Below are 22,501 nucleotides of genomic sequence, written 5' to 3' on the forward strand. Positions count from 1 at the left end.
TGAAGAGGTTGTGTCGAATCGTAACAATACGTTTTTAAAAACGCAAAATTATATTTTTAGTTCGAACCGTGAAAAACAAAGTTTAGAATTTTTTAGGAGGAACCACGATCATGATTATTGTCAATTCGTTAATAACAAAATGCAGTAGTTCCCACGTTTTAGATTTCAGATTTCAGGGTTTAGCTACATTTTCCTAATAGATGGATCAGACTTTAACAAAGGTTAATTTTTCCTCTTCTGTAAATTTACTGAAATCTGACCCCTAAAACGTCTTGCTTCTCTACGGCCGCTCGACAGATTTTGGGATAAGCCCTTATTCTTTTTCTAGTTCCAACAGCTGAATCAATTCTTCCTTATTTTTTTCTTTCGCGATATCCAAAGCGGACTTTCCTTCCAAGTTTTTTAAAAACTGAGACGCGTGTAAGTCCAACAGTAATTGAGCCGTGGAAATCTGATCATGAATGGCCGCGATATGAAGAGGTGTGTTCCCATCCTGATCAATCGGGTTTGGAGAAATTCCAAGCTTAAGAATAGTTCGGCATAATTCGTCTTCTCCGTGTTTGGCGGCAAAGAATAATTTTTCGGCAAGAGCTTTCTTAAGAATTTTAGAAACGTGATGGTATTTCTGTCTTTCCGCTTCTTCTAATCCGGTTTTTCCAGATGCGTTTACTTGTAAAAAGTTTGCTTCGATTTTAAGAAGTTTTTCTAAACATTCAACACTATCGTGTGAAGCAGCGAGAAGAAGGGCGGTATTTCCGTCCGCGTCTCTATCTTCTAAAATTGTTTTCGTTTCTTCTTTTTCTAAAAATAGATCCAATATTTCGGAATCGTTATGAAGAGCTGTAAGATGGAGAATGGTTCTTCCCTCTGAGTTCTTTTTTAAAAAGTCGGCACCTTTGTCGAGAAGATATTCCACGATTTCAAAGTGTCCTAGATCCACAGCTAAGAGAAGCGGGGTATATCCTTCTCCGTTTCTTTCTTCCAAGTTCGGGGTTGGGTGATCGTTTACGAAAACCATTTCTACGATCCGAACGTTTCCTGTGCTCACCGCTTTTGTAAGTGGGGTATTTCCGGCGAAATCTTTTTTTCCGGTGTCTGCGCCCGCTTCCAAAAAGATTCGAATTAAATCTTCATTACCCTGATCCAAAGAGGTTAAGAGTGGAGTTTCTCCCCTTGCGTTTGTTTCGTCGGGCTCGGCCCCGGCCTCAAGTAGTAGTTTGACCGTTTCCTGATCCGAATTCTTTACGGCCCAGGATAAAACTCCTGATCCGTAATTGTCTCTATAGTTTCTCAGCCAATCGATGAGGATTTCTTCTCCTTCCATAGAAGTAAGGAGTTTTTGAATTTCATCCGTTTTTCCGGTTTTGACTGCGGAAAATAGATCGATCAGTGATTCGGAAAAATCAGTCAGAAAAAATTCTCCAAGAACATATAAAATAAAAATAAAGTCGGAATCGAAATTAAGATACCAACCCCTGGGAAAACTGCCGAAAGAGCGGGTCTGAAACCCATTTGAATAGAAACGATAGACGCGGTAATCATAGGCGCCATTGCCGCTTCTAATACAACTACTCGCAGATGATTTAGGTTTACGTTTAAAAAACGATAGGTTAGAAATATCACCATCGGAGCAAGAAGCAATTTATAAATAAGGCCGATGAATAAAGGTTGTATGAAATTCTCTGATTTTTCGGATTTAGAATCTAACGTAGGGAATTCCATTTGAAATCCAACGGTAAATAAAGCGATTGGCACTAATGTTTCTCCCAAAATTTTTAGTACGGAATGGATCAATTCCGAAATGGTGAAAAATCTGAGCAAAAACGAAAAAAGTAAAGCAAGAAAAGGAGGAAAAGTAAAGAGCTTTTTCAGAATGGATTCGACCGGTTTTCCGTTTCTTTCTCGATCGTTTTTGGATAAGATACTCAGCGAAAGGATAAATCCCGGAATTGCAAGGCAGAGAAAAGTTCCGAATTGATCGATGATCAGCACCGAGTTGGTGATTTCTTCTCCGTAAAACACCCTTAAAATGGGAAGTCCTAAAAAAGACGTGTTTCCCAATCCGCAACAAAGTGTCGTTACGATTCTTGTTTCCGAATTCCAATGAAAGAATTTTCCGATTATATAAAAAAATACGACTGAAAGTCCGAAGAGAATCCATGGCATCGAGGCCAAATAAATCAGAGAGGTTTCCAGTCTCATCGTTGGGACGTTGGCTAAAATAAGAGAAGGAAGAGAAATATAAACTACGAAATTTCCGAGCACGAGTCCCGTATTTTCCGGAAAAATTTTTCCTCGTTTGAGTATCCAACCTCCTGCAATACAAACCGGAATGAGTATTAGATGAGACACATGTACAGAGTTTACGGCAGACGTGATAGGGCAAGAGATTTAGGATTAGCCCGCTGCCGGAATTGAACCGGCGACCTTTTCATTACGAGGGAAATGCTCTACCCCTGAGCTAAGCGGGCATTGGGTCATCCGAAGCAAGAAGAACCTTTGCTGTAGTTTCCGTAAAAATAGGATTCAACGTTCGCTTTAGAAGACTACAGTATTATCGGTCGTGTTCATGAAAACTATACCTAAGTATTATAGATCGGTTGTAAACAAGAACAACGGAAATAATTTAGGGACCGTCTTTCTTCGACTTCTTAAATTCTTTTACCATCATTGCCGTGATACTGTCAAGATGTTTCACCTGATCCTTGAGTTCTGGTTTTTCGTGACGTCCTGAAAAAGAATAGCAAGAATTTCTGACTCCTCTGTCTTTCATCCACCAATGTCTTCCGATTTCTCTTCTTTCTTGAGCGGGAAGGTCCCCCTCGTACATTTTATATTCGTCGAATCGAGCCGGAAAATTTCTTTCTTTGAGATAAAAAGCATATGCGGAATGAAAATTCATAGCGGCATTTTGGATCAATTCGTTGATATGAAGGCAGCCTAACGTTTTATCTGTAGGAAAACGATTCATAAGTTTTACATAAGACATATCCTCTCCCACCAAATAATCGTATGCTTTAATTGCGGCGGGACAGGTTTCGTATGGAACCCTTTTTTCTTCTACCCCTGATTTTACAATTTTCATCGTGGTTAGATCGACTTCGAGATACAAAGTGATATCGTGATAGGGGTCGTATTGATTGACTTCGATGATGCAAAATGGGGGAGATTCTTCCGGAAACCAATAGTATCTGCTTTCATAATTTCTTTGAAAGTCCGTGTTCCGAAAACGAATTTGCTCCTTGAGTTCCTGCAACGTATTCATTAAAACCTCTTTTCCGAAGGAACATTTTTAAACAAAACATTTTTCGGATTCTTCTGGGGCATCTTTTAATAAGACCGGATTCGCTAAAAGATTTTTCCGTTTATTTTCATTTGCTTTTTTGTGACCTTTTGGTACTTTCAGTTCGATTTTATGATGACTTCATTCTTTTTAGAAAAATCGTTTTTGGTTACCGGTGCAAGTTCTGGGATCGGAAAGGCTCTCGTCTTAGAACTGAATCGAAACGGAGCCGTGGTCGGTGCGGTTGCCCGGAGGAAAGAGTTATTAAAAGAATTAAAAAACGAAGTCCAATTTCCGGATAAGGTGATCTCTCTTCCCGGAGATGTTTCCGATTCTTTTCAACTCAAGAAAATTGCGGAAGAGTTTAGAAAGAAAGTTCGACGTATTGATGGAATGATTCATAGCGCTGGAATCAGCATGCGTGGTCTTGCGAGGGAGACTGATATTAAAGTTTATGAAAGTCTAATGAATATAAATTTCTACCCTTTGATTCATCTATTCAGACTTTTGGAGTCGGAACTTAGACAGAATCAGGGCCATTTTATTGCGGTTTCTTCTTTACAAGGACGATTTGCCACTCAGTACCGTTCGGGTTACGCGGCGAGTAAACACGCGGTACAAGCGTTTATGGATAGTATTCGACTGGAAACATCCGAAAGCGGAATGCACGTTATGACGGTCTCTCCGGGTTACGTGAAAACCGATATTTCTGTGAAGGCTTTGTCCGGTGACGGATCCACCTACGGAATCATGGATGAAGGAATTAAAAACGGATTGTCTACCGAGAAAGTGGCTTCTATCATTTTAAAAGCGATCGAATCAAAGAAAAGAGACGTATATCCTTCTCAATTTAGAGAGATGTTAGCGTATTGGATCAGTCGATTTTCACCTTCGCTTTTGGATAAACTTTTGAAAAGAGCGAGAGTTACTTAATTTGCGGTTCTATTTTTATTTTCCGGGAAGATCCCAAACGAGTCGAATTCCGGCTCTGCGATCCGTTTTTAAATTCGGAATTCCTCCGAAGGACCTGAAATACGTTGTGGATTCTTCTTTTGTAGATGAAAACGATCCGCCTCGGATGACTTTATGCATTTTTCCGAATGCGTTTCTTTTGAGTGAGTGTCCTTGATACGGAAGATAGTCGGAACTCGTCCATTCGGCTACGTTCCCGCACATTCCGATTGCTCCGTAGGGACTTGCTGATTTTTTTGCTAGTTCGTAAACGGAGATCGTATCCATTTTTTTACTTTCGATAGTATTGCATAAGGAAGAATCAAAATCGTTTCCGAACGGATATTCCAATGTATTTGGAAAAAAAGAATAAGATTCGTCTCGATTGATCTTCCAAGTCATTCCGGTTCCACGGGCGGCTTTTTCCCATTCCATCTCGGTCGGAAGTCGTTTACCGGACCAACGCGCGTATGCTTCCGCTTCTCTATAGGTGATTCCGTTTACGGGATGATGTTCTTTTCCGATCGGGTATTTTCCGCCTTTCCAATGAGGAGGCGGAACGGTATTTGTTTCTTTTAGAAATTTTGAATATTCCTGATTTGTAACCTCATATTTATCGATGTAAAAAGAGGAGATGTCTTGAAGGTTACCTCGTTCGGGTTTAAAGTAAAACGGATTGTAGTTGTCTTCCGAAGGTTCGTTCCCTTGTCCGTGAAGAAAGAATCCCATCGACTCGTAAAACAATTCTCCGTTTTGTTCGTATCCCCCGGATACGAAGACCATTTCTTTTCCGTCTTTCGGATGTCTGAATTGTCTTGCGGGTCTAGTTCTTCTTCTGTCTTCCGCGAAAAATGCTCCGGGTTCTATGTAAGCTATTTCTTGTTTATAATCTTGAATGAAGGTTCCCGCTGTAAGAAGATGTTCGGGCACTCCCGGATTTGCGGTAAATGAACCGTAGAGTTCGATTTCCGAGGCTTTCTTTCCTCCTAAATTAGTTTGATAGGAAACGGAGATTTGACGAATGTAAAAGGAGCCGATTTCTTTTTCGGGATTTTTTTGTAAGACTGTATATTGATTTTTTTTCTCAAGGATGGTTTTGATTTCCTCTTCTTCCTTTCCGTAAAATATAGAACCTTTTCGGATTCGAATTTTCACTTTACCTTTTCCGCTATAAACCGCTTCTACTTCTCCTTTCCAAAGGGGAACCATTCTCGTATTAAGAGAAGATTCTTCCTTTTCTTGAGCTTGTATGAACGATCCTAAGGAAAAAACGAAAAGAATTACGATCAGTCGTTTGAGTTTAAGAATGGAGTTGAAAATCATAATGCCCGATCGTCCTTTCGACAGAAGGACGATTTTCTATTTCTAATTTCGGCAAAAATTTCCGGTTTAAAAAAGAATTTTAAGCGAATTCTTTCCTTGAAATCGAATCTTATTTCTTCTTTTTTTTGAAGGAAGATGGTCCGCCTGATTTTTGATTTTTATCTCCTTTGGAGAATTTAGAATGGGATCCGTTATTGGAACTGTTGCCGGAGTGTGAACCCGAATTTGATTTGGTTCTAGATCCCGAACCGGGTCTTCCAAAATTCCGATCCTTGTATTTTCTGCCATTTCCGGGTTTCTTTTTGAAAGAATTTCTTTCTTCGTATTTAAAATCGGATTCGAATTGTACGGAATCATCGAAAGTGACGCTGTCCTTGAGAATCGTCATTTTAAACAAAGCGGCGGCGATGTCCAACGCGGTATAGTCATTCCCCATCAATTTTTCCACTTGGTTTACATACTTACTAATATGACCCGCATCCACGATGGACCTAACCTTGGAAGTGTAAGAATGGATTTTGGTTTCTTCGAGATCGTCTAACGTAGGAATTTTTCCTGCCTCAATTTTGATTCCGTTGATCCGTTCTATTTTTTTAAGATTGTAGATCTGTTTTCCGACGATAAAGGAGAATGCGATCCCTTTTTTACCGGCTCTTCCTGTTCTTCCGATCCTGTGGACGTAGTCTTCCCCGTCTCTTGGAAGATCGTAGTTGAATACCGCCTCGACATTGTTGACGTCGATTCCTCTTCCGGCAACGTCGGTCGCGACTAAGATTTCGATATTTCCGTTTCGAAATCCGTTCATTACTTTATCCCTTTGTTTCTGATTCAGATCTCCGTGAAGGGCTTCCGCAAAGTAACCCCTCGATTTCAACAATTCTACGACGGTATCTACTTGCGCTTTTGTATTACAAAATACTAATGCGAGTTTTACGTTTCTGTATTCGATCAATCTCGCGAGAGCTTCTCCTTTGGTGTTCTCTTGAATTTCATAGTAGATTTGTTCGATTTTGGGAGCGCTCAATTTCTGGTGAGTTACGTCGATGATCTGAGGATGTTTTTGAAATCTTTTCATCAAGGTAAGAATATCGTCCGTCATCGTAGCGGAAAACATGATCGTTTGGCGATCTATGGGAGTGTCTTTTAGAATGAATTCCATGTCTTCGCGAAAACCCATATCCAACATTTCGTCGGCTTCGTCCAAAATCACGATCTTAATATCGTCGAGACGGATGGAACCTCTTCTCATGTGGTCCATCATTCTTCCGGGAGTTGCGATTACAATCTGGGGATTTTTACGAAGCGCTTTGAGTTGTCTTTCTATTTCTTGACCGCCATAAACGGGGACGACTTCGAAGTTTCCTTTGTATTTCATCAGTTTACGGAATTGTTCGCTGACTTGGATGACTAACTCTCTAGTCGGACAAAGAATCAAGGCTTGTAAATGTTTACTTTCCACTTCGAGAAGTTCGATCGTCGGAATTGCAAATGCGGCTGTTTTACCGGTGCCGGTTTGAGCGTGTCCGATGATATCTTTTCCTTTTAATATGACTGGAATCGCTTCTGACTGAATGGGAGAGGCTTCTTCAAAGCCCATTTCCAGGATCGCGTTTTGGATTTCGGCGGATAAGTTTAGTTCGCTAAACTTGAGTTTTTTCATAGAGGTGTTCCTTTTAAAACGATGAATCGCCCGCTTCCGGGAACCTCTAATACTTTGAATTTTCAAGATAACTATCCGGAAGATTAAAAAGCGGATCGAAGAGAGGAAAATTGGAACCAGGAAAAATTCTGCGTCTTCGTTAATGAGACGTTTATTTTTACTACGATTTTAGAATCGGTTATTTATACAAGGACAAAAGAGCAAAACGATTTGTATCCGATGGTTTCGAGAGAGTTGTGAAATCGATTTCAAAAATAAATTCGAATCTATTAAAAGCTAAACTTCGAAACGAAACTCATCGATTTCAAGATGGATTCTATTTGAAAATATACTAGCGAAATTTTATTTTCAGATTTATCACAGACATTCAAAATTATTAAAGTTATTTTCGTTTCGATTTAAAATTGAACCGTCATCATCAAGTAACCGAACTGCGCTTGCGGAAGAAAATTGGTTTTTCTGAATTCGGGATACATTGAGTCGTCGTTGAGTTTACGCCGAACCGCATCGCCTGCAAAAATCCAACTCCCACCAAACGACCAAAGAATATCTTTGTATTTGAACGAATAAGTCACATCGATTTCTCTAAATAAATTTTTTCCGAGAGTTCCGACCCCTCTTTGATCTAGGGCGCCTTTTTCACTTTGAACATAAGGATCCTTAAAACGTTCATTTGTGGTTGATTCCGTACTGGCTCCTTCTTTGAGGTTTCCCGTGACATCATACCAACCGTCTTGTCTTTTTTGCTTATCAATGATCCAATATGCGATCCTTAATTTACCAAATTCCCCACCGTCCCATGTAAGGTTTGCGGATTTACCAACCATGTTGACCCAACTTACTTGGTCCGCTTCTCCTAAGAATCCGTGATTAGAGTGGAATAAATTTGAAAAGGTCGCAACTTTTCCGTCTTTTCGATTTGGATCTCCGCTACCGACGTCGTAAGTCCCTCCAAACCGAAAAGACCCGATCGTATAACCGACATCGAATGCGAACGCATAAGCATCGTAACTTTGTTTTTCTTTGTAAATGCTATTGGTTACTGTCTTGCCGGTAAGGGGGTCGACGGTGGAAACGTTTGTGTTTAAAGTGTCCCAACTTGGTGTGACGTTCAGCCCGTTTTTTCCGCTTTGTATCGCGTATTCGATCGAAAAATCGAATGGTATTTTTGCCTTTTTATCGGGAGTTGTTCTATTGGAAAGTCTGAGTCCGAATGTATGTAATTGGTCGTACCTGGAATTTTTCGGAATCGTCTCCGGATTGGGAAAAAGCAAAATCGTAGAGTTGTTCTGAGGAAGCCATTTCTTATACAATCCGATGTAATAGGTGTCTATGTGAAGTAAGTCGGAAGGTTTAAACGTGTTGTAAAAACCGGTGAAAGTTGCGTCTCCTTGTTGTTGTTTTGAAAGTTCAGCAGACAATGTACAGGCCGAAGGTGAAAGAGAATTGGGGGGACAATTGTATTGAATCGGGAATGAATTTCTTTTTCCTAAATTTGTAGAATTGCCCGCTACGTCCGAATCCTGCTCTCCGACGATCATAACCCAAGCGTGAGTGGAAAAAAGTTCTTTGTCGATTTTCAAACGAAAACCGTTAAAACTTCTTCCTACGTTATTCCATTCCAATGCGCCTACGAGTCTTTCGTCTCCGTATTTTAGAATTTGTCTTCCCGCTTGTAATGTAACTGGGCCGATTAATTCCTTGGATTCTACCCAAGCCTCTCGAATTCCTACAGATTGTCTTGTATTGTCGTTTGCGGTATCGATTCCAATAAGAGAACCTTTTTCTCCTCCCCAAAGTGCGGAGTCTTGTAGGACGATTCTTGCTTTCATATTTTGGGTAAATTCTTTTTCGATCCAAATTTGAGCTTTGGCTCCAACGAAAGAAATATTATCATTTTTGAATTTATCAAAATCGTAATTGTATCGCGCTTCCGGGCGAATTCGAATCAAGCCGCCAAGTTTAACCGATTCGTGCCAGAGAGTTTCTTTTTTAGATTCTTTAATTTCGGTTTCAATTGGGACGATTTGAGTATCCGCTTTCTGTTTTTGAACTTCGACCGGTTTTTGAATTCTTTGTGTTGCAGTATTACGAACTTTCAGGCGTTTGACCCTTCTCGTTTTTTTTGCGTCAATTTCCGAAAATAAGAAAACAATAAGAATGAGCGAAAGTTGGATGATTCTCAATTTGTAAGTTTTCAATTTGAGCCTCTCTTAATTTTATTTCCTTTCTGGATGGCTATGGAAGAAATTACGTAAGAGCAACGTTATAAACTAATATTCGTAAACCATCGAATTGCCCCAAATATTTATAATTCTAATTTATCATATTATAAAAAATAAATATGATAAAATTAAAAATTGAATATGGAGCGTTATGGGTAAATGGACGAATAGAACGATGAAAAATTTTTATAGATTATGTCGGATAGTCCCAGTTTGATGTTTTAAGGTGTTTATTGGTGGATAGCTGGCGGGTATGGACTGATCTTGCCTAAGAGAGGTTGAACTGAAGCACTGATCCGTAGAGACGTTTCTTTAAGTGGACGTTGTCTCTTTATAATAAGGCATTGCGCTATGGAAATTCAGTAAATACTTCTATAACTGATTACGGAATTTTTCTATCTGTTATCCGATACACCACTGGAGTGAGGCGAAGCGCGGTCACGAAGCGATCGAAGCAAAAGCACTGTCGACCCCGTGGAGACTGAGATTGAGTTGAGTCGCGAAAAGAACGTAATCCTTTCGATCGTAGATCGAAAAGAGGTGCCCTGTATTTTTATAAACTCAAAATTGGTAGGTTTCGTATTCTTTAAATTTGACGGGATTTTTTAACTCTTATTTCTTCTTTTGATCTTTTTGAGAACTCATTGCTTGAACTAATTTTTGAATTCGTTTTGATCTGGTTTCCGATGATTTCGCGTCTAAGATCGCTTCGATGTATTCTCTTTTATGAGACCAAGACAAGGATTCGAAAGATTTTTTCGCATTCTTATCTTTGGAAAGAACTTTGTTTACGTCTTCCGGAAGTTTTACGATTTTCGTTTCGTAGTTGATGTATTTGGATAGTTCCGGACGTTTTTGTTTTTCCGCTTTAGAACCTCCTTTTTTGACTTCGTCGGCTTTTTTAAAGCGAACCGCAGACCAAGTATCGTTTAAGGAAATCAACGCAACTCCTTCGTATCCGTTTTTGGAAAGGATTTCCCAACCGTGGTCCCTATCTAAGTCTGTTTTGATTCCGGAAGATTTTTTAGGGTACGCAATCCATAGAATGGTTTCCTTACAAATCGATTTGAGAATTTTTAAAAAAGAAGATTGGAGAGAGGAAGTCGAATCCGCAAAAAGTAGAATTCTGTCTGCTTCGGAAATCTCATTTGTAGTTATAATTCCTCCTATAGGAGAGGGCTTATGTACTTTTTCTTTATTGATGACGATCAGTCGGTTCCCTTCCTTGAATTTCATCTTTTTGATTAAGTCCGGATTCAAATCTATCATAAGGCGCAAGAAAATGTAGATTTTTAAAAAATGCAAATGAAAAAAGGAAATATAAATTCGATTTCCATGAAACGAGCCGCGAATCGGCTTAATAAGTTTTTCTTAGTAAAACTTTCTAAAATCTCGGAGAATTTCCATTGTATGATTTACAAATTCCGTAAAATTCTAACGATCTTTTTCAACGTTACTAACAATGAAACAGTCATTCATCGGTGAAAATGACCTTGTAAGAGATTCTATATCCTTGAGATTGACCTAATGATTTCACCGTTACGTTGGATACTTCCCGCAAAACCAAAACCTCTCTTACCGAAAGAAATGATTGATCGATCTTATCCTCGTTTTAGATGGAGGGTTTTAGAGGCGACTTTTATCGGTTATGCGGTATTTTATCTCGTAAGGAATAATTTTCCGGTTATTTCCAAAGAAATGGGAGAAGTTCTGCACTATGATCAGGAACAAATCACAAATATTTTGGCGGTGACCGCGATTACTTACGGGATCGGAAAATTTGTGATGGGAGCCTTATCCGATCGAAGTAATCCAAAATACTTCATGTCATTGGGTTTGATTTTAACCGCGATATGTAATTTGTTGTTCGGAGCTTCGAGTAATTACGAAGTTCACTTTTATCTTTGGGCTTTGAACGGATTGTTTCAAGGAATGGGATGGCCTCCTTGCGGGCGTTCTTTGGGTCATTGGTTCGGGGTATCGGAAAGAGGAGCTAAATTCGCAATTTGGAATATAGCTCATAACGTGGGTGGCGGTTTAGTGGGGGTTGTGGCTGCTTATAGTGCTTCTTGGTGGGGATGGAGGAACGCATTTTACATTCCAGCCTCAATAGCGATCGTAACTGCAATTTATCTTCTATTTCGATTAGTGGATACTCCTCAGTCGGTGGGTCTTCCTCCTATTGAAGAATATCAGGAAGATCCTGAAAAAGAATCTAGACTTTCCTCCGAAGAACAAGAGAAGGAATTGTCTTTTCGGGAAATTATTTTCCAATCGGTATTAAAAAATTATTATGTTTGGACCTTCGCTTTTGCAAACTTTTTTGTTTATGTGGTTCGTTATAGCTTAACGGATATAGGTCCGACTTACTTAAAATTCGCCAAAGGAGCTTCCTTGGAAGGAGGAGGGATTAGCACCTTCATCTACGAATTTGCCGGGATCGGTTCTACCCTTCTTGTCGGTTGGGGTTCGGATAAATTGGGTGGAAAAAGAGGAATGGTGAGCTTCTTGTGTATACTCCCGATTCTATCGGCTCTTGTCGCATTATTATTTACGCCTCCCGGTTTTCTTTGGCTGGATCTTACTTTATTCGGCATCATCGGTTTTTTTATCTATCCGCCTGTTATGCTGTTAGGTGTTGCCGGGCTTGATTTTACCTCGAAGAAAGCGGTCGGAACTGCGGCGGGTTTTATCGGCTTGTTCGGATATTTGGGAAGAACTGCTCTTTCAAAAGTAGTGGGATGGCTGAGTAAACAACCAGGATTTCATTGGGAACAATCCTTGTATCTTATCATAGGTGCAACTTTGATCGCTCTCGCTTTGCTGGCTATTACTTGGAGTTGGAAACCGAAGGCTTAATTTGGTTTTAAATCTTACATTTATGATATTTATGATTGATTTCGACATATTGCGGCAAGAACCGTTTTTCTATTGGAGTAAGATCATATTTTAAACTTGCCTTTCATCGGAACGTTTAAATAGTTTTCTGATATGGTACACCCTTGGCATGATATTTCTCCGGGCGATCAAATTCCGGAATTTGTAAACGGCGTCATTGAAATCAAGCGCGGTAGTCGCGCTAAATATGAGGTCGATAAAGAATACGGAATTTTGAAACTGGATCGAGTTTTATATTCTTCCTTTTATTATCCTGCAAATTACGGATTTATTCCTCAGTCTTACTGTGGAGATCACGATCCTTTGGATATTTTGGTTCTTTCCCAAGTGGAATTGGAACCCCTTTGTTTAGTGAAAGCTAAAGTAATCGGTGTAATGAGAATGTTAGATTCGGGAGAAGAAGACGATAAGATTATTGCGGTTGCTGCAAACGATATGTCGATTAACCATATCAACGACATTTCGGAACTTCCTCCTCATTTCACATTGGAACTAAAACATTTCTTTGAAGATTATAAAAAACTGGAAAATAAAACTGTCGTTATTGAAGAATTCCAAAACGCAATTCTTGCTCGTAAGATCGTTTTAGATTCTTTGGAATTGTATAAAAAAACGTTTCCAAAAAAATAATCGAATAAGTTCTGAAAGCTCGTCTTAAAAGAATTTTCTTTTGTGGATACAAACTTTGAATCAGGATGACGAATCTCAGTTCCTTTGGGACTTTCTCTCGACGATCTTTATACTGGATCACGAGACCGAGTCGGTTTCGAAACTTCGGCAACGAGCCTAAATAATTCTCTAGCCTTGAAGAGTCATACCACTTCGACATAGCCGCCTCCGTTTGCGCGAGCAATATCGACGACTTTTAGTATCCGGGAGTTGCTTGTATATCGGTTCAGATCGAGTTCGTTTATCCGGATTCCATTACAAAAAGTTGATTCTGATATAGGTTCGAAAAAGTCGCACATACGATAGGATATTCCACATCTATGATAAGTATCAATATATGTTATCACAGATGTGGATTTTCGAATTCTACATAGAATAAAACTATTTAAAATACTTTCCGAATCTTCTAGAAAGAATTTTGACCCTTTCATCGACCGATATTTCACCGGTACTTTCGGCAAGATGAAAGTCTTGAATCAGAATTTGTCTCGTGATTTCCTCTTTTGCCTTTGAACTTTTTTGGACGAATCTCATCGGATCTAACTTTCTCATGAGCTTTAAAAAAGGTTTAGAAACAACCCGATTGATAAAAGAAATTTTCCGTCCTGGGATCAGACCGGCTTTGATTTCAAAAGCGTCGTAATGCAAAATTGCACCGCCCGGCAGACCGAACAAACAGAAAGGCCCAAAGATGATAAATATGCTTTGTAAATTCCTCTTTTGCATGTGCCTAGGCGTCTAGTTTTGAAGGAATTGAAAAGACATCAAAGAAAACGAATATTATCAAACCGAAAAATAGCCCTAAGAAAATATTTTAAATATCTCGTTTTTGTTTTAGCCGCAGGACTTTGGAACCTTCATTTATTTTTTGGTAAACGTTTTAATTGGTAATTTTTCAAAACTTTATTTTTTACAGCAATAGAACATCTCTATTATTTATATATTATAATATATTAATATTTGAGAGAAGGCATTCCTAACTACGATAACTCAAATTTGACTCGGGAAATCTCCCGGTTTTGTTCTCCAACGTCTGTGAACCCAGAAGTATTGTTCGGGATAGAGTTTTACTTCTTCTTCTAAGGCTTTTGTCCAGACCTCTGTGTAATGACGAATGGCCGTTTCGCGATCCGGAAAGGCTTTTTTATCTACACAACCTAAGTCTTTGACTCGAACAATTACCTTTCCGTTCTCACCACAGAGAACCGAATACAAAAGCATTTTTGCTCCTGTGAGATAAGCCATCAAGGCGGGACCTTGATAGGTGGATGCGGGGCGATTGAAAAAGTTTACGAAAATACCGACTTTGCCAGCGTTTTGGTCTGAACCGAATCCTACCCAATAACCTTGCTTTAACATCTTGGTTACTTGACTGGATTCTTCTGTGGAAACGAGTTTGATTCCGTTTTTCGTTCTGAGTTTGTAGATCAATTTATCCACGAACGGATTTCTTACTTTTTTATAAATCCCTCCGCCTTTCATACGAATTCCCATAAATTGAACTAAAATTTCCCAAGTTCCGAAGTGACCCGAAATTAAAACGACTCCGATACCTTCTTCGTTTGTTTTCTTTTCGATCGCTAAAGATTCGGGATCATAAACGAGATAACGATCCATCCATTTTTGATTCAAACGAGGAGCGAATAAAGTGCCTGCGACAAGATTTCCAATGTGAAGAATACTCTTCCAAACGAGTTCTTTCTTTTGTGTTTCCGTATATTCGGGGAACGCGTGAGTAATATTTTCGTAGGCAATTCTTCTGTGTTTTTTTGCAAACGGATAAAGAAGAAAAACCAGGAACCTTCCATATAAAAGACAGAAACGATATGGTAGGATTCGAAACGGAAGATAAAATAAATAAACAAAGATAAATGATGGTATATAACGAATCAAGAGGACTCCGAGATCATTCTTTTAATACAAAAGGAACGATTACTGTCCGGATTGACAAGCAAAAGATCGACTATTTAGAGACAGAAGAAATGATTTCGTCATTTGACTTTTCTACGAGAAATTCTGTAGTATAAGGTGGATTTACGATAAACCTACTGAGTTCCCGCTGTTTGTAGAAAAGTATTTTTCCTTTTATCAAGTCAAAAAAAGGTCAACGTCTTCTAGGCAAGATCGCCATTTTGTCTAAGGAAAAAAATCCACGTTTTGAAAATGAAAGCTCCGGGAGTTGACCTTAAAGGGTGGGTCGGAAATTCTGGAATTTGCCTTTTTATTTTTTTACGATCTTATTGTTTACTCGAAGAAAAACCTTGTACTTGAAAGAACCCATGGACAATTTGAAAACTTCCGTACATGAAATTTATCTTTCTCTTTCCGGAGAAGGAATTTCGACGGGTATCCCGACAGTATTTGTACGTATGGCGGGATGTTCTCTTCGGTGCGGAATGGTGACCGGAAGAAAATTGTGGTGCGATACACCGTATGCTTTGTCTCCGAGCGCTGGTGAGGAAATGGATTTAAAACGGGTTTTGAATCGAATTCAGGAGTTGAGTCCGGTATATACACAGGTTCTTCTAACGGGAGGAGAGCCTCTTGAAGGAAGAAATCGAGATTTTAGCCTCGTTTTAGGTAACGAAATTTTTAGAACTAGAAAATCCTCCAATATATATCCGAGACCGAGAGTAGAAACTAATGGAGCGGAATCGATCGAGGGATTGGATCAATTCGTTTTTACTTTGGATTATAAGCTTCCGGGTTCGGGAATGGAAAATCGGATGAATTTAAAAAATTTAGAAATTTATAATAAACGAAAGAACGAATTGGATGAGATTAAGTTCGTGATCCGCGATAAAAACGATTTTAAAAGATGCCTTGAAGTGATTGAAACTCATCGATTATCCGGGAATCTCCTGGCTTCTCCGGTACAAGGAGAATTGTCTCCCGAAATTCTTTCAGAATGGTTGAAATCCTCTTTAAGTTCGGGACTCCGCCTTTCCCTTCAAACTCATAAATACATTTGGGGCGATAAGAGGGGAGTTTAGTTGGAAGGCGCTTTACAACTCAGTCTCGATTTTGAATCCAAATCGCGTTCGGGATATAGAGGGGATTTTTGTTATCTTACTAATTCTCCGGAGTCTGGAATTGGAAAGATTGTCTCTTCGATTGATGGGAAGGTTACGATCGAGTTTGCGGCGATCTCTTCTAAAAAGACGGTTTCGGAAAATTCCCCGTATTTAAAAATTCTTCCGGATTATCCCTCTCCTTTGAGAAACGTAGGTGAATGGGGAGAATTGATGGATCTCGCCCTGACCGCGTACGAGTTGAAGCTGACCCATGCATTCGATAAACTTTCCGCTCTTTCCAATTCGAGAACTAGGCTTCTTCCGCATCAGATCGAGTCGACTTACATCGTAGTCAATAGTCTTCGTCCTCGTTTTATTCTCGCGGACGAAGTTGGTCTAGGAAAAACGATCGAAGCCGCTCTTGTGATGAAGGAGCTGATCTTTCGAAGAGGTTACAAGAAAGTTTTGATCGTAACACCTTCTCCACTTTTGGTCCAGTGGCAGCAAGAGTTAAAGAATAAGTTTAACGAAGATTTTGAAATTGTTAAACGAAGGAACTTTAGCACTGACGGCGACAAAAACTGGAAAAATTTTCAACACATCATCACTTCCGTAGACTTTATCAAAAATCCGAAGTACGCAGAAGAAATTCTCAAAACGAAGTGGGATATTGTTATCTTCGACGAGGCCCATCGGCTCAGAAGGGATTATCATAAAATTACTCGTTCTTATCTTTTTGCCGAAAAAATCTCCAAAAAGTGCGAATGTCTTCTTCTCTTGACCGCGACTCCGTTTCGAGGAAAACTCGAAGAGCTTTATTATCTTATGCATCTGATTGATCCGAATATTTTGGGTCCGTACCATACATTCGTAAACGATTATATTCTAGGAAACAAAACCGACCTCAAAGATAAAATCTCCAAGGTTCTTTTAAGGAGAAGGAAAATAGAGGTCGGCGGGTTTACGAAGCGATTCGCTAAAACTGTAAAAATCGAGCTTTCTACCGTTGAAAGGGAATTTTACGAAGAGACTACGAACTACGTTAGACGAGAATACAATCTTGCGATGAGAACACAAAACCGGGCGATCGGGTTCGTAATGATCGTATTCCAAAAGTTATTGGATTCTTCCGTGTTTGCGCTTATTTCCGCCCTTACCAAAAGAAAGTTCCTTTTGGAAAATCGATTTCATCATATTCAGCAAATGGAATCTAAATTGGAAGAATGGGATTTGGACGAAACCGAGGACGTGGAAGAATTTGTTTCCGGTTTGGACGAATCCGTGCAACTCGATCTTCAAAGTTTAAAAAGGGAGCTTCTTTCTTTGAATCGACTGATTCTTTTGGGAAAAAAAATTAAAGAAGACAAAAAGTCGATCAAGTTAAAAGAAACGATCCTCAAGCTTCGAAAAGAAGGACATTTGAAATTCATTATATTTACCCAATTTAGGACGACTCAGGATTTTCTGGCCTCCGTTCTTTCCGATTTTCAAGTCACTCTGTTTCACGGTTCTCTTAGCGCCGACGCAAAGGAAAGGGCGATCGTAGAATTTAAAACGAAAACGGAAATTCTGATCTGCACGGAGGCGGGCGGAGAAGGAAGAAATCTTCAATTTGCGAACGTTTTATTCAATTACGATCTGCCCTGGAGTCCGCTCAAAATCGAACAAAGAATTGGGAGGATCCATAGGTTTGGTCAGAAGGACAACGTGTTCATCTTCAACTTTGCTAGCAAGGATACAGTTGCGGAAAGAATTTTGGAAGTGCTCACGAATAAAATCCGTCTTTTTGAAGAATCGATCGGGTCTTCAGACGAATTGCTCGGTGCAATTGAGGACGAATTGGATTTTAATTCTTCCTTTATGAAATTTGTCACCGGAAATAAATCCAGAACGGAAATGGAGGAAGAGATTGATAATCGTATCAAAATCGCCAAGAAAGGTTTTGAAAAGTTAGGCGCTCTTGTAACTCCGAAGCTGATTGACTTTAATCTTTTGGATTATTACAATCACACACTCGAAGAACGTTCGTTTAATAATACTCACCTGGAAGAATTTATTTCTCGTTTTACCGAGATCTTTCCGGAAGAAGCGGGTTTTAAACTGGTTCGGAAAAAACCTCAGATTTACGAGATCGATTCTCCCCAGTATAAGGGGAAATACGGAACCTTCGATTCCGAACTCGCGCTTCAGAACGATAGTTTGGAGTTTTTGGCCTTCGGGCACCCGCTGATCGACAAAACCGTTTCGTATCTGATTCAGAATCAAAAAGGGTGGAGTACTTCTTTTCACTCTGTTTCCAATAAGGAATATTATGTTTTTCTTGTGGAGTTTCAGTTTACCCTCAATCGAGCGGAACTTTTCTATTTCGAGACGAATCCAAAAACAGGTTCGGTGAGACAAATCGAAGAACTACCCGAAGAACTTAGAAAATCTCATTCTCTCTCAAAGTCTTCTGTTTCCACGTCTTCTCATGTCGGACTTCCTACTAATTTAGAAGAGAGTTTAATTCGGACTTTTTTGGTTTTGGATGAAATTGTTGAATTTAGAAAAAAGGAACTCGGGGATCAAACTTTGGATCTTTTCCAAAAGGAAGAATTCAAAATCAGAACGAGCAATCAAAACACGCTTCGACAGCTTGAAGAAAAATTGATGCGTCAAGAAGCCGCTTTCAAATGGGAAGGAAAGCCCGAAAAAAAATCGGCAATGAATCGGACTCGAAACGAGATTCAAAAGGTAAAAGAAGATTTTGATCTTGAGCTTCGTAAGGTGAGAAACGGTAAAACCATTCAGCATCGTTTTCAGCTCTTTCAAGTATATCTTCCGAACTGAGTCTAGAAGAGTTTTCCTGCTCGACATCCGATTTTAATCGAAGTTTCTGGACCTTAGTAATTGGAACGGAGTCGACGACGTGAAACTTTCCTTAGATTGGATGAATGATTTTACACCTTTGAAGGAGGTGGGGCTTGATGTGATCTTAAAGAAGATCGCGGTCTCCGTTTGTGAGATCGACGGCGCCATACCGTTTCGTCCCGAACTGGACTTCGTAAAAATTGTAAGAATAGAATCTTTGGACAAACATCCTTCTGCGGATAAACTTCAGATTGCGGAAGTGTTCGACGGAAGTTCTAAATCTCAAATCGTAACTGGAGCGACTAACGTAAAAGTGGGAGATTCGGTTCCTCTTGCGATTCCGGGAGCGAAACTGGGAGATAGGGAAATTTTAGAATCGGAGCTCAGAGGAATCAAAAGTTCGGGAATGCTCTGTTCGGAAAAGGAACTTTCCTTGTCGGAAGAAAGTAGTGGAGTCTGGATTTTGAACGGAATCGAAGGAGCCGAGATTGGCAAAACGATTCGTTCTTTGTTACATTATGATGATATTATATTCGACATCGATAATAAATCTATAACACACAGGCCGGATCTTTGGAGTCATTTCGGTTTTGCGAGAGAACTCGCTTCTCAACTTCGATTGCCTGTTGTGTTCAATCCGTTCGAATCTCTTTGGAACTTTGATCTTTCGGTCGAACTTCCAAGAGTATTAGAAAATCAGAATGCGCATTCCTACTATGCCTCTTCGATTTGCGAGATTTCCGTAATTCCTTCCAAAAGAAAATTTCAATCTCGATTGCAGAAATGCGGGATTCGAGTCATCAACAATGTTGTAGACGTTTCCAATTACGTAATGTTGGAGATGGGACAGCCGACCCATTTTTTTGATAAGAAGTTTTTGGAAAGTCAAGGTGGGGTTTCTCTTGAAGTTTCCTACGCGAAGAAAGGGGAAAGTTTTGCGCTTTTAGACGAAACATCACCTTCTTTAGAAGAGGAAATTCTTCTCATTCGTAATCAAGGAAAACCGGTTGCGGTTGCCGGTATCATGGGTGGAAAGGAATCCGCCGTTCAAAATACTACGACGGAAATCGTGATGGAATCCGCCGTGTTTGCAAGAGAAAAAATTCGTAAGTCCATTCGTTCTACTGGAATTCGTTCCGATTCTTCCGTTCGTTACGAAAAGGGACTCGAAGCTACTACGACTCTTCCTGTAATTCGTCGCGCCCTCAATCTTTTGAAAGAAAACGGTTGTCCGTCTTTGAAGGCTTCCGAGCCGGTCGGATTTTTACATACTCCACATAAGGAAGTTCGTATCCACACGGATATTCATTTTATCAATACAAAGTTAGGAATTACCTTGTCTCAAGGGGACGTAACGGATATATTAGAAAGATTGCATTTTGTGGTTTCTTGGAAGGGAGACCATCTTGAAGCGTTGGTTCCAAAATTTCGCCATAACTACGACGTGACTATCCCGGAGGACCTTGTGGAGGAAATCGGAAGAACCAGAGGTTACGATACGATTCAAGTTGCTCCTTTGTTAGCTGAAGTCAAAACTCCGATTAGAAATCTGAGCAGGGAGTTGGAAAAGAAGTGCAAGTTATTTTTTGCAGGAAACCTTGGTTATCACGAAGTTTTCAATTACTCGTTCCAATCTCCCAGAGAAAACGAATTGGATGGAGATCCTAAATTTTCGGTAAAGATTAAAAATGAAATGCCGGAAGAACAATCGGTACTTCGAAATTCTCTTTTACCTTCTCTTTTGAAAAACGTTCGCACAAATCAGGACCGATTTTCAGAAATCAAAATTTTTGAATTCGGTCGCGCTTATTTTAATATACCCGAACCGGATAACGAAAAAAAGTTTTTTTCTTTTGCGATTTCCTTTGATAGAAAAAATTCCGAATCGGATCTAAGACTTCTGGAAGATGATTTCCTAAAAGTGAGAAAGCAAATCGAATCTCTTTTGGAATATATTAGTATCTTCGAATATGTATGGAAAGCCAAACCGGAAACTTTCTTTCATCCTGGAGCGAGTTTGTCCTTGATCGTGGATTCTAAGCAGATCGGAAATTTAGGGTACGTTCATCCCGCGGTTTTGGATTCTTTCGAGCTCAAAAAAAGAGTGATCTATGGTTCTTTAGAATTCGAAAAGCTTGTGGAAATTTGGAATGCCAACCGTAAGGTTTCGCGATTTAACACCCCTTCCCAATTTCCAGAAGCTGAAATTGATCTTTCGATTTTGATAGGAGAAAAGGAAAACACCAACTTGTTTACCGATCTCGTAAAAAAAGAAAATATTCCGGAACTTCAGGAGGGTTGGGTATATTCCCAATTTGCAGGTGGTAGCGTTCCGGATGGAAAGAGATCCGTGAGTTATCGTTTTCGATTGGTGAATTACGAGAAGACATTCACTCAGGAAAGAATCAAGGAAATTTCCGATCAATTAGTTGCTCTTGCCGGAAAGAACGGGTTCGTTTTAAGATAGTCTTTGTTCAAAGGAGATTTTTTAAAATTTCGCTTTTTTGTTTAGGTAGAAATTTATTTTTACCTATTTCAGCAGATTGTCGCTCTGAAAAATTGCTCGAAACTGTACTCTAATTCTTTCGAGATAAAATTCGAAGAGTTTTATTTTTCAGTGTCATTGAAGAGTCTCTTTCCTAATTTTGGTTTGTTAAGTTTCGAGATTAATTTTTGAACGTATTCCGTCTTTTCGAACGGGAAATACCCGGTTTCGGGAAGGACATAAAAAAACATGAATATTCATAAAACTGCATTTATTCATCCTCAAGCGGCTGTGATAGGCCTTGTGGAAATGGGACCGTATTCTTCCCTTTGGCCAGGAACGGTCGTCCGCGCGGATATGAATCGGATTGTTTTAGGGGAAGGAGTGAACATTCAGGATAATTCTACTCTACATACGGATTCGAGTCGAGGAATTACGATCGGAGATTATACGTTAGTCGGCCATAACACAATGTTGCATGGTTGTAAAATCGGAAGAGGTTGTCTGATCGGTATCGGAAGTATCGTTTTAGACGAGGCCGAAATCGGAGACGGTGCAATGGTGATGGCCGGTTGTATGATTCGCGGTGGGAAGAAGATTCCACCTAGGGCCATGGTCATACAAAAGAATGGAGAACTAAAAATTTTCGAAGGAAAAGCAAAGCCCGTTTTGAGCGTAGCCGGATGTTTGGAATACATCGCTCTTTCCGATCGATTTAAAAAAGGAATTTTCGGTCCTTTCACATCGGAAGAAGAAATTGAATTTCAGAACAAGGCAAAAGAAATTTTAAAGGGAATGGGGATAATGAAGAATGAATAAGATGTATTGGCTAATTCGAAACAAGAATATCGTTAATATATAATATTAGGATTTTAGAAACTATAAAAATGATATCCTTATTTAAAATTACACGCACTGTAATTTTGTTTATGAGCAGTTATTTGCCTTCCCAAGAGACAAACCCTTACGGACCATTTTATTTTCATAGAAAAATTACCGAGATCGAATGAGATAAATACATTTAGAATGAGGTCTCTTTCTAGTGTAAAATCGGTTTTGAATCGAACAAAATTTTTAACACTACTTGACAGGCCGAAAGAATTCGACCAGGCGATAAAATGTTAATGAGGGGCATTATAGTCA

At 39.5% G+C, this 22,501-nt stretch carries 17 protein-coding genes, 1 tRNA gene and 1 pseudogene (1 of these 19 only partly in view); 8 read left to right on the top strand and 11 right to left on the bottom strand.

The window, feature by feature from the left end; translation table 11 throughout:
- Positions 1–3 carry the 3' end of an LOG family protein gene (locus LEP1GSC062_RS06125; protein ID WP_010577626.1) on the top strand. 555 nt of this gene lie to the left of the window's left edge, so only the last 3 of its 558 coding nucleotides appear in the window; its start codon lies off the left edge, out of view; the stop codon is at positions 1–3.
- Between the two features lie 310 nt (positions 4–313).
- Here the strand turns inward: LEP1GSC062_RS06125 and LEP1GSC062_RS06130 are convergent, their stop codons facing one another.
- The 4 genes from LEP1GSC062_RS06130 to LEP1GSC062_RS06145 form a co-directional block, all read right to left on the bottom strand.
- Positions 314–1,324 carry an ankyrin repeat domain-containing protein gene (locus tag LEP1GSC062_RS06130; protein WP_010577627.1) on the bottom strand — a complete coding sequence of 337 codons (1,011 nt, stop codon included), beginning with the start codon at positions 1,322–1,324 and terminating at the stop codon, positions 314–316.
- A gap of 83 nt (positions 1,325–1,407) precedes the next feature.
- Complete coding sequence (locus LEP1GSC062_RS06135) at positions 1,408–2,352, bottom strand: AEC family transporter (protein ID WP_010577628.1); 945 nt, start codon at positions 2,350–2,352, stop codon at positions 1,408–1,410.
- A gap of 47 nt (positions 2,353–2,399) precedes the next feature.
- Positions 2,400–2,471: transfer RNA gene (locus tag LEP1GSC062_RS06140), tRNA-Thr, on the bottom strand.
- A gap of 155 nt (positions 2,472–2,626) precedes the next feature.
- The gene (locus tag LEP1GSC062_RS06145) at positions 2,627–3,265 is read right to left on the bottom strand and encodes a DUF2889 domain-containing protein (protein WP_004505892.1); all 639 of its coding nucleotides are present in this window, start codon (positions 3,263–3,265) and stop codon (positions 2,627–2,629) included.
- A 150-nt stretch (positions 3,266–3,415) separates the two neighbouring features.
- Between LEP1GSC062_RS06145 and LEP1GSC062_RS06150 the strand changes: the two genes are divergently transcribed.
- Positions 3,416–4,216, top strand: a complete 801-nt coding sequence (locus LEP1GSC062_RS06150) for an SDR family NAD(P)-dependent oxidoreductase (protein ID WP_039941357.1) — start codon at positions 3,416–3,418, stop codon at positions 4,214–4,216.
- A 15-nt stretch (positions 4,217–4,231) separates the two neighbouring features.
- Here LEP1GSC062_RS06150 and LEP1GSC062_RS06155 read toward each other — a convergent pair whose 3' ends face one another.
- The 4 genes from LEP1GSC062_RS06155 to LEP1GSC062_RS06170 form a co-directional block, all read right to left on the bottom strand.
- A complete protein-coding gene (locus LEP1GSC062_RS06155; RefSeq protein WP_020983686.1) occupies positions 4,232–5,557 on the bottom strand; it encodes a formylglycine-generating enzyme family protein in 1,326 nt (441 codons plus the stop codon).
- A gap of 109 nt (positions 5,558–5,666) precedes the next feature.
- On the bottom strand, positions 5,667–7,217 hold the full coding sequence (locus LEP1GSC062_RS06160; RefSeq protein WP_039941333.1) for a DEAD/DEAH box helicase: 1,551 nt from the start codon (positions 7,215–7,217) through the stop codon (positions 5,667–5,669).
- A 398-nt stretch (positions 7,218–7,615) separates the two neighbouring features.
- Positions 7,616–9,418 (bottom strand): alginate export family protein, encoded by a 1,803-nt coding sequence (locus LEP1GSC062_RS06165; RefSeq protein ID WP_010577631.1) that lies wholly within the window; start codon positions 9,416–9,418, stop codon positions 7,616–7,618.
- A 636-nt stretch (positions 9,419–10,054) separates the two neighbouring features.
- A complete protein-coding gene (locus LEP1GSC062_RS06170) occupies positions 10,055–10,711 on the bottom strand; it encodes a YdeI/OmpD-associated family protein (protein WP_010577632.1) in 657 nt (218 codons plus the stop codon).
- Between the two features lie 258 nt (positions 10,712–10,969).
- On the opposite strand from LEP1GSC062_RS06170, the gene LEP1GSC062_RS06180 reads away from it, so the two are divergent.
- Positions 10,970–12,301 carry an MFS transporter gene (locus LEP1GSC062_RS06180; RefSeq protein ID WP_010577634.1) on the top strand — a complete coding sequence of 444 codons (1,332 nt, stop codon included), beginning with the start codon at positions 10,970–10,972 and terminating at the stop codon, positions 12,299–12,301.
- A 132-nt stretch (positions 12,302–12,433) separates the two neighbouring features.
- Entirely contained in the window at positions 12,434–12,970 is a 537-nt protein-coding gene (locus LEP1GSC062_RS06185) for an inorganic diphosphatase (protein ID WP_002762030.1), read from the top strand.
- Here LEP1GSC062_RS06185 and LEP1GSC062_RS21205 read toward each other — a convergent pair.
- The 3 genes and pseudogenes from LEP1GSC062_RS21205 to LEP1GSC062_RS06195 form a co-directional block, all read right to left on the bottom strand.
- Entirely contained in the window at positions 12,882–13,169 is a 288-nt protein-coding gene (locus tag LEP1GSC062_RS21205; RefSeq protein WP_078127405.1) for an LIC_10907 family protein, read from the bottom strand. The two genes, LEP1GSC062_RS06185 and LEP1GSC062_RS21205, sit on opposite strands and share 89 nt — an antisense overlap.
- A 221-nt stretch (positions 13,170–13,390) precedes the next feature.
- Positions 13,391–13,725: pseudogene (locus LEP1GSC062_RS06190) on the bottom strand (LIC10906 family membrane protein); the annotation flags it as partial.
- A 274-nt stretch (positions 13,726–13,999) separates the two neighbouring features.
- Positions 14,000–14,902 carry a lysophospholipid acyltransferase family protein gene (locus LEP1GSC062_RS06195; RefSeq protein ID WP_010577637.1) on the bottom strand — a complete coding sequence of 301 codons (903 nt, stop codon included), beginning with the start codon at positions 14,900–14,902 and terminating at the stop codon, positions 14,000–14,002.
- 374 nt (positions 14,903–15,276) lie between these two features.
- Between LEP1GSC062_RS06195 and LEP1GSC062_RS06200 the strand changes: the two genes are divergently transcribed.
- The 4 genes from LEP1GSC062_RS06200 to LEP1GSC062_RS06220 all read left to right on the top strand — a co-directional run bounded on the left by LEP1GSC062_RS06200 (position 15,277) and on the right by LEP1GSC062_RS06220 (position 22,177).
- Complete coding sequence (locus tag LEP1GSC062_RS06200; RefSeq protein ID WP_039941359.1) at positions 15,277–16,002, top strand: 7-carboxy-7-deazaguanine synthase QueE; 726 nt, start codon at positions 15,277–15,279, stop codon at positions 16,000–16,002.
- A complete protein-coding gene (locus tag LEP1GSC062_RS06205) occupies positions 16,003–18,852 on the top strand; it encodes a DEAD/DEAH box helicase (protein WP_010577638.1) in 2,850 nt (949 codons plus the stop codon).
- A 79-nt stretch (positions 18,853–18,931) separates the two neighbouring features.
- Positions 18,932–21,340 (top strand): phenylalanine--tRNA ligase subunit beta, encoded by a 2,409-nt coding sequence (pheT, locus tag LEP1GSC062_RS06210; protein ID WP_010577639.1) that lies wholly within the window; start codon positions 18,932–18,934, stop codon positions 21,338–21,340.
- Positions 21,341–21,607: 267 nt separating this feature from the next.
- Positions 21,608–22,177, top strand: a complete 570-nt coding sequence (locus tag LEP1GSC062_RS06220) for a gamma carbonic anhydrase family protein (protein ID WP_010577640.1) — start codon at positions 21,608–21,610, stop codon at positions 22,175–22,177.
- Positions 22,178–22,501 lie beyond the last annotated feature (324 nt).

It is taken from the genome of Leptospira alexanderi serovar Manhao 3 str. L 60, from assembly GCF_000243815.2.
GTDB classification, from domain to species: Bacteria; Spirochaetota; Leptospiria; order Leptospirales; family Leptospiraceae; genus Leptospira; species Leptospira alexanderi.

Coding starts and splice junctions, on each gene's coding strand:
- LEP1GSC062_RS06130 (WP_010577627.1), bottom strand. CDS start 1,324: ATGGAAGGAGAAGAAATCCTCATCGATTGGCTGAGAAACTATAGAGAC.
- LEP1GSC062_RS06145 (WP_004505892.1), bottom strand. CDS start 3,265: ATGAATACGTTGCAGGAACTCAAGGAGCAAATTCGTTTTCGGAACACG.
- LEP1GSC062_RS06150 (WP_039941357.1), top strand. CDS start 3,416: ATGATGACTTCATTCTTTTTAGAAAAATCGTTTTTGGTTACCGGTGCA.
- LEP1GSC062_RS06155 (WP_020983686.1), bottom strand. CDS start 5,557: ATGATTTTCAACTCCATTCTTAAACTCAAACGACTGATCGTAATTCTT.
- LEP1GSC062_RS06160 (WP_039941333.1), bottom strand. CDS start 7,217: ATGAAAAAACTCAAGTTTAGCGAACTAAACTTATCCGCCGAAATCCAA.
- LEP1GSC062_RS06170 (WP_010577632.1), bottom strand. CDS start 10,711: ATGATAGATTTGAATCCGGACTTAATCAAAAAGATGAAATTCAAGGAA.
- LEP1GSC062_RS06180 (WP_010577634.1), top strand. CDS start 10,970: ATGATTTCACCGTTACGTTGGATACTTCCCGCAAAACCAAAACCTCTC.
- LEP1GSC062_RS06185 (WP_002762030.1), top strand. CDS start 12,434: ATGGTACACCCTTGGCATGATATTTCTCCGGGCGATCAAATTCCGGAA.
- LEP1GSC062_RS21205 (WP_078127405.1), bottom strand. CDS start 13,169: ATGTCGAAGTGGTATGACTCTTCAAGGCTAGAGAATTATTTAGGCTCG.
- LEP1GSC062_RS06220 (WP_010577640.1), top strand. CDS start 21,608: ATGAATATTCATAAAACTGCATTTATTCATCCTCAAGCGGCTGTGATA.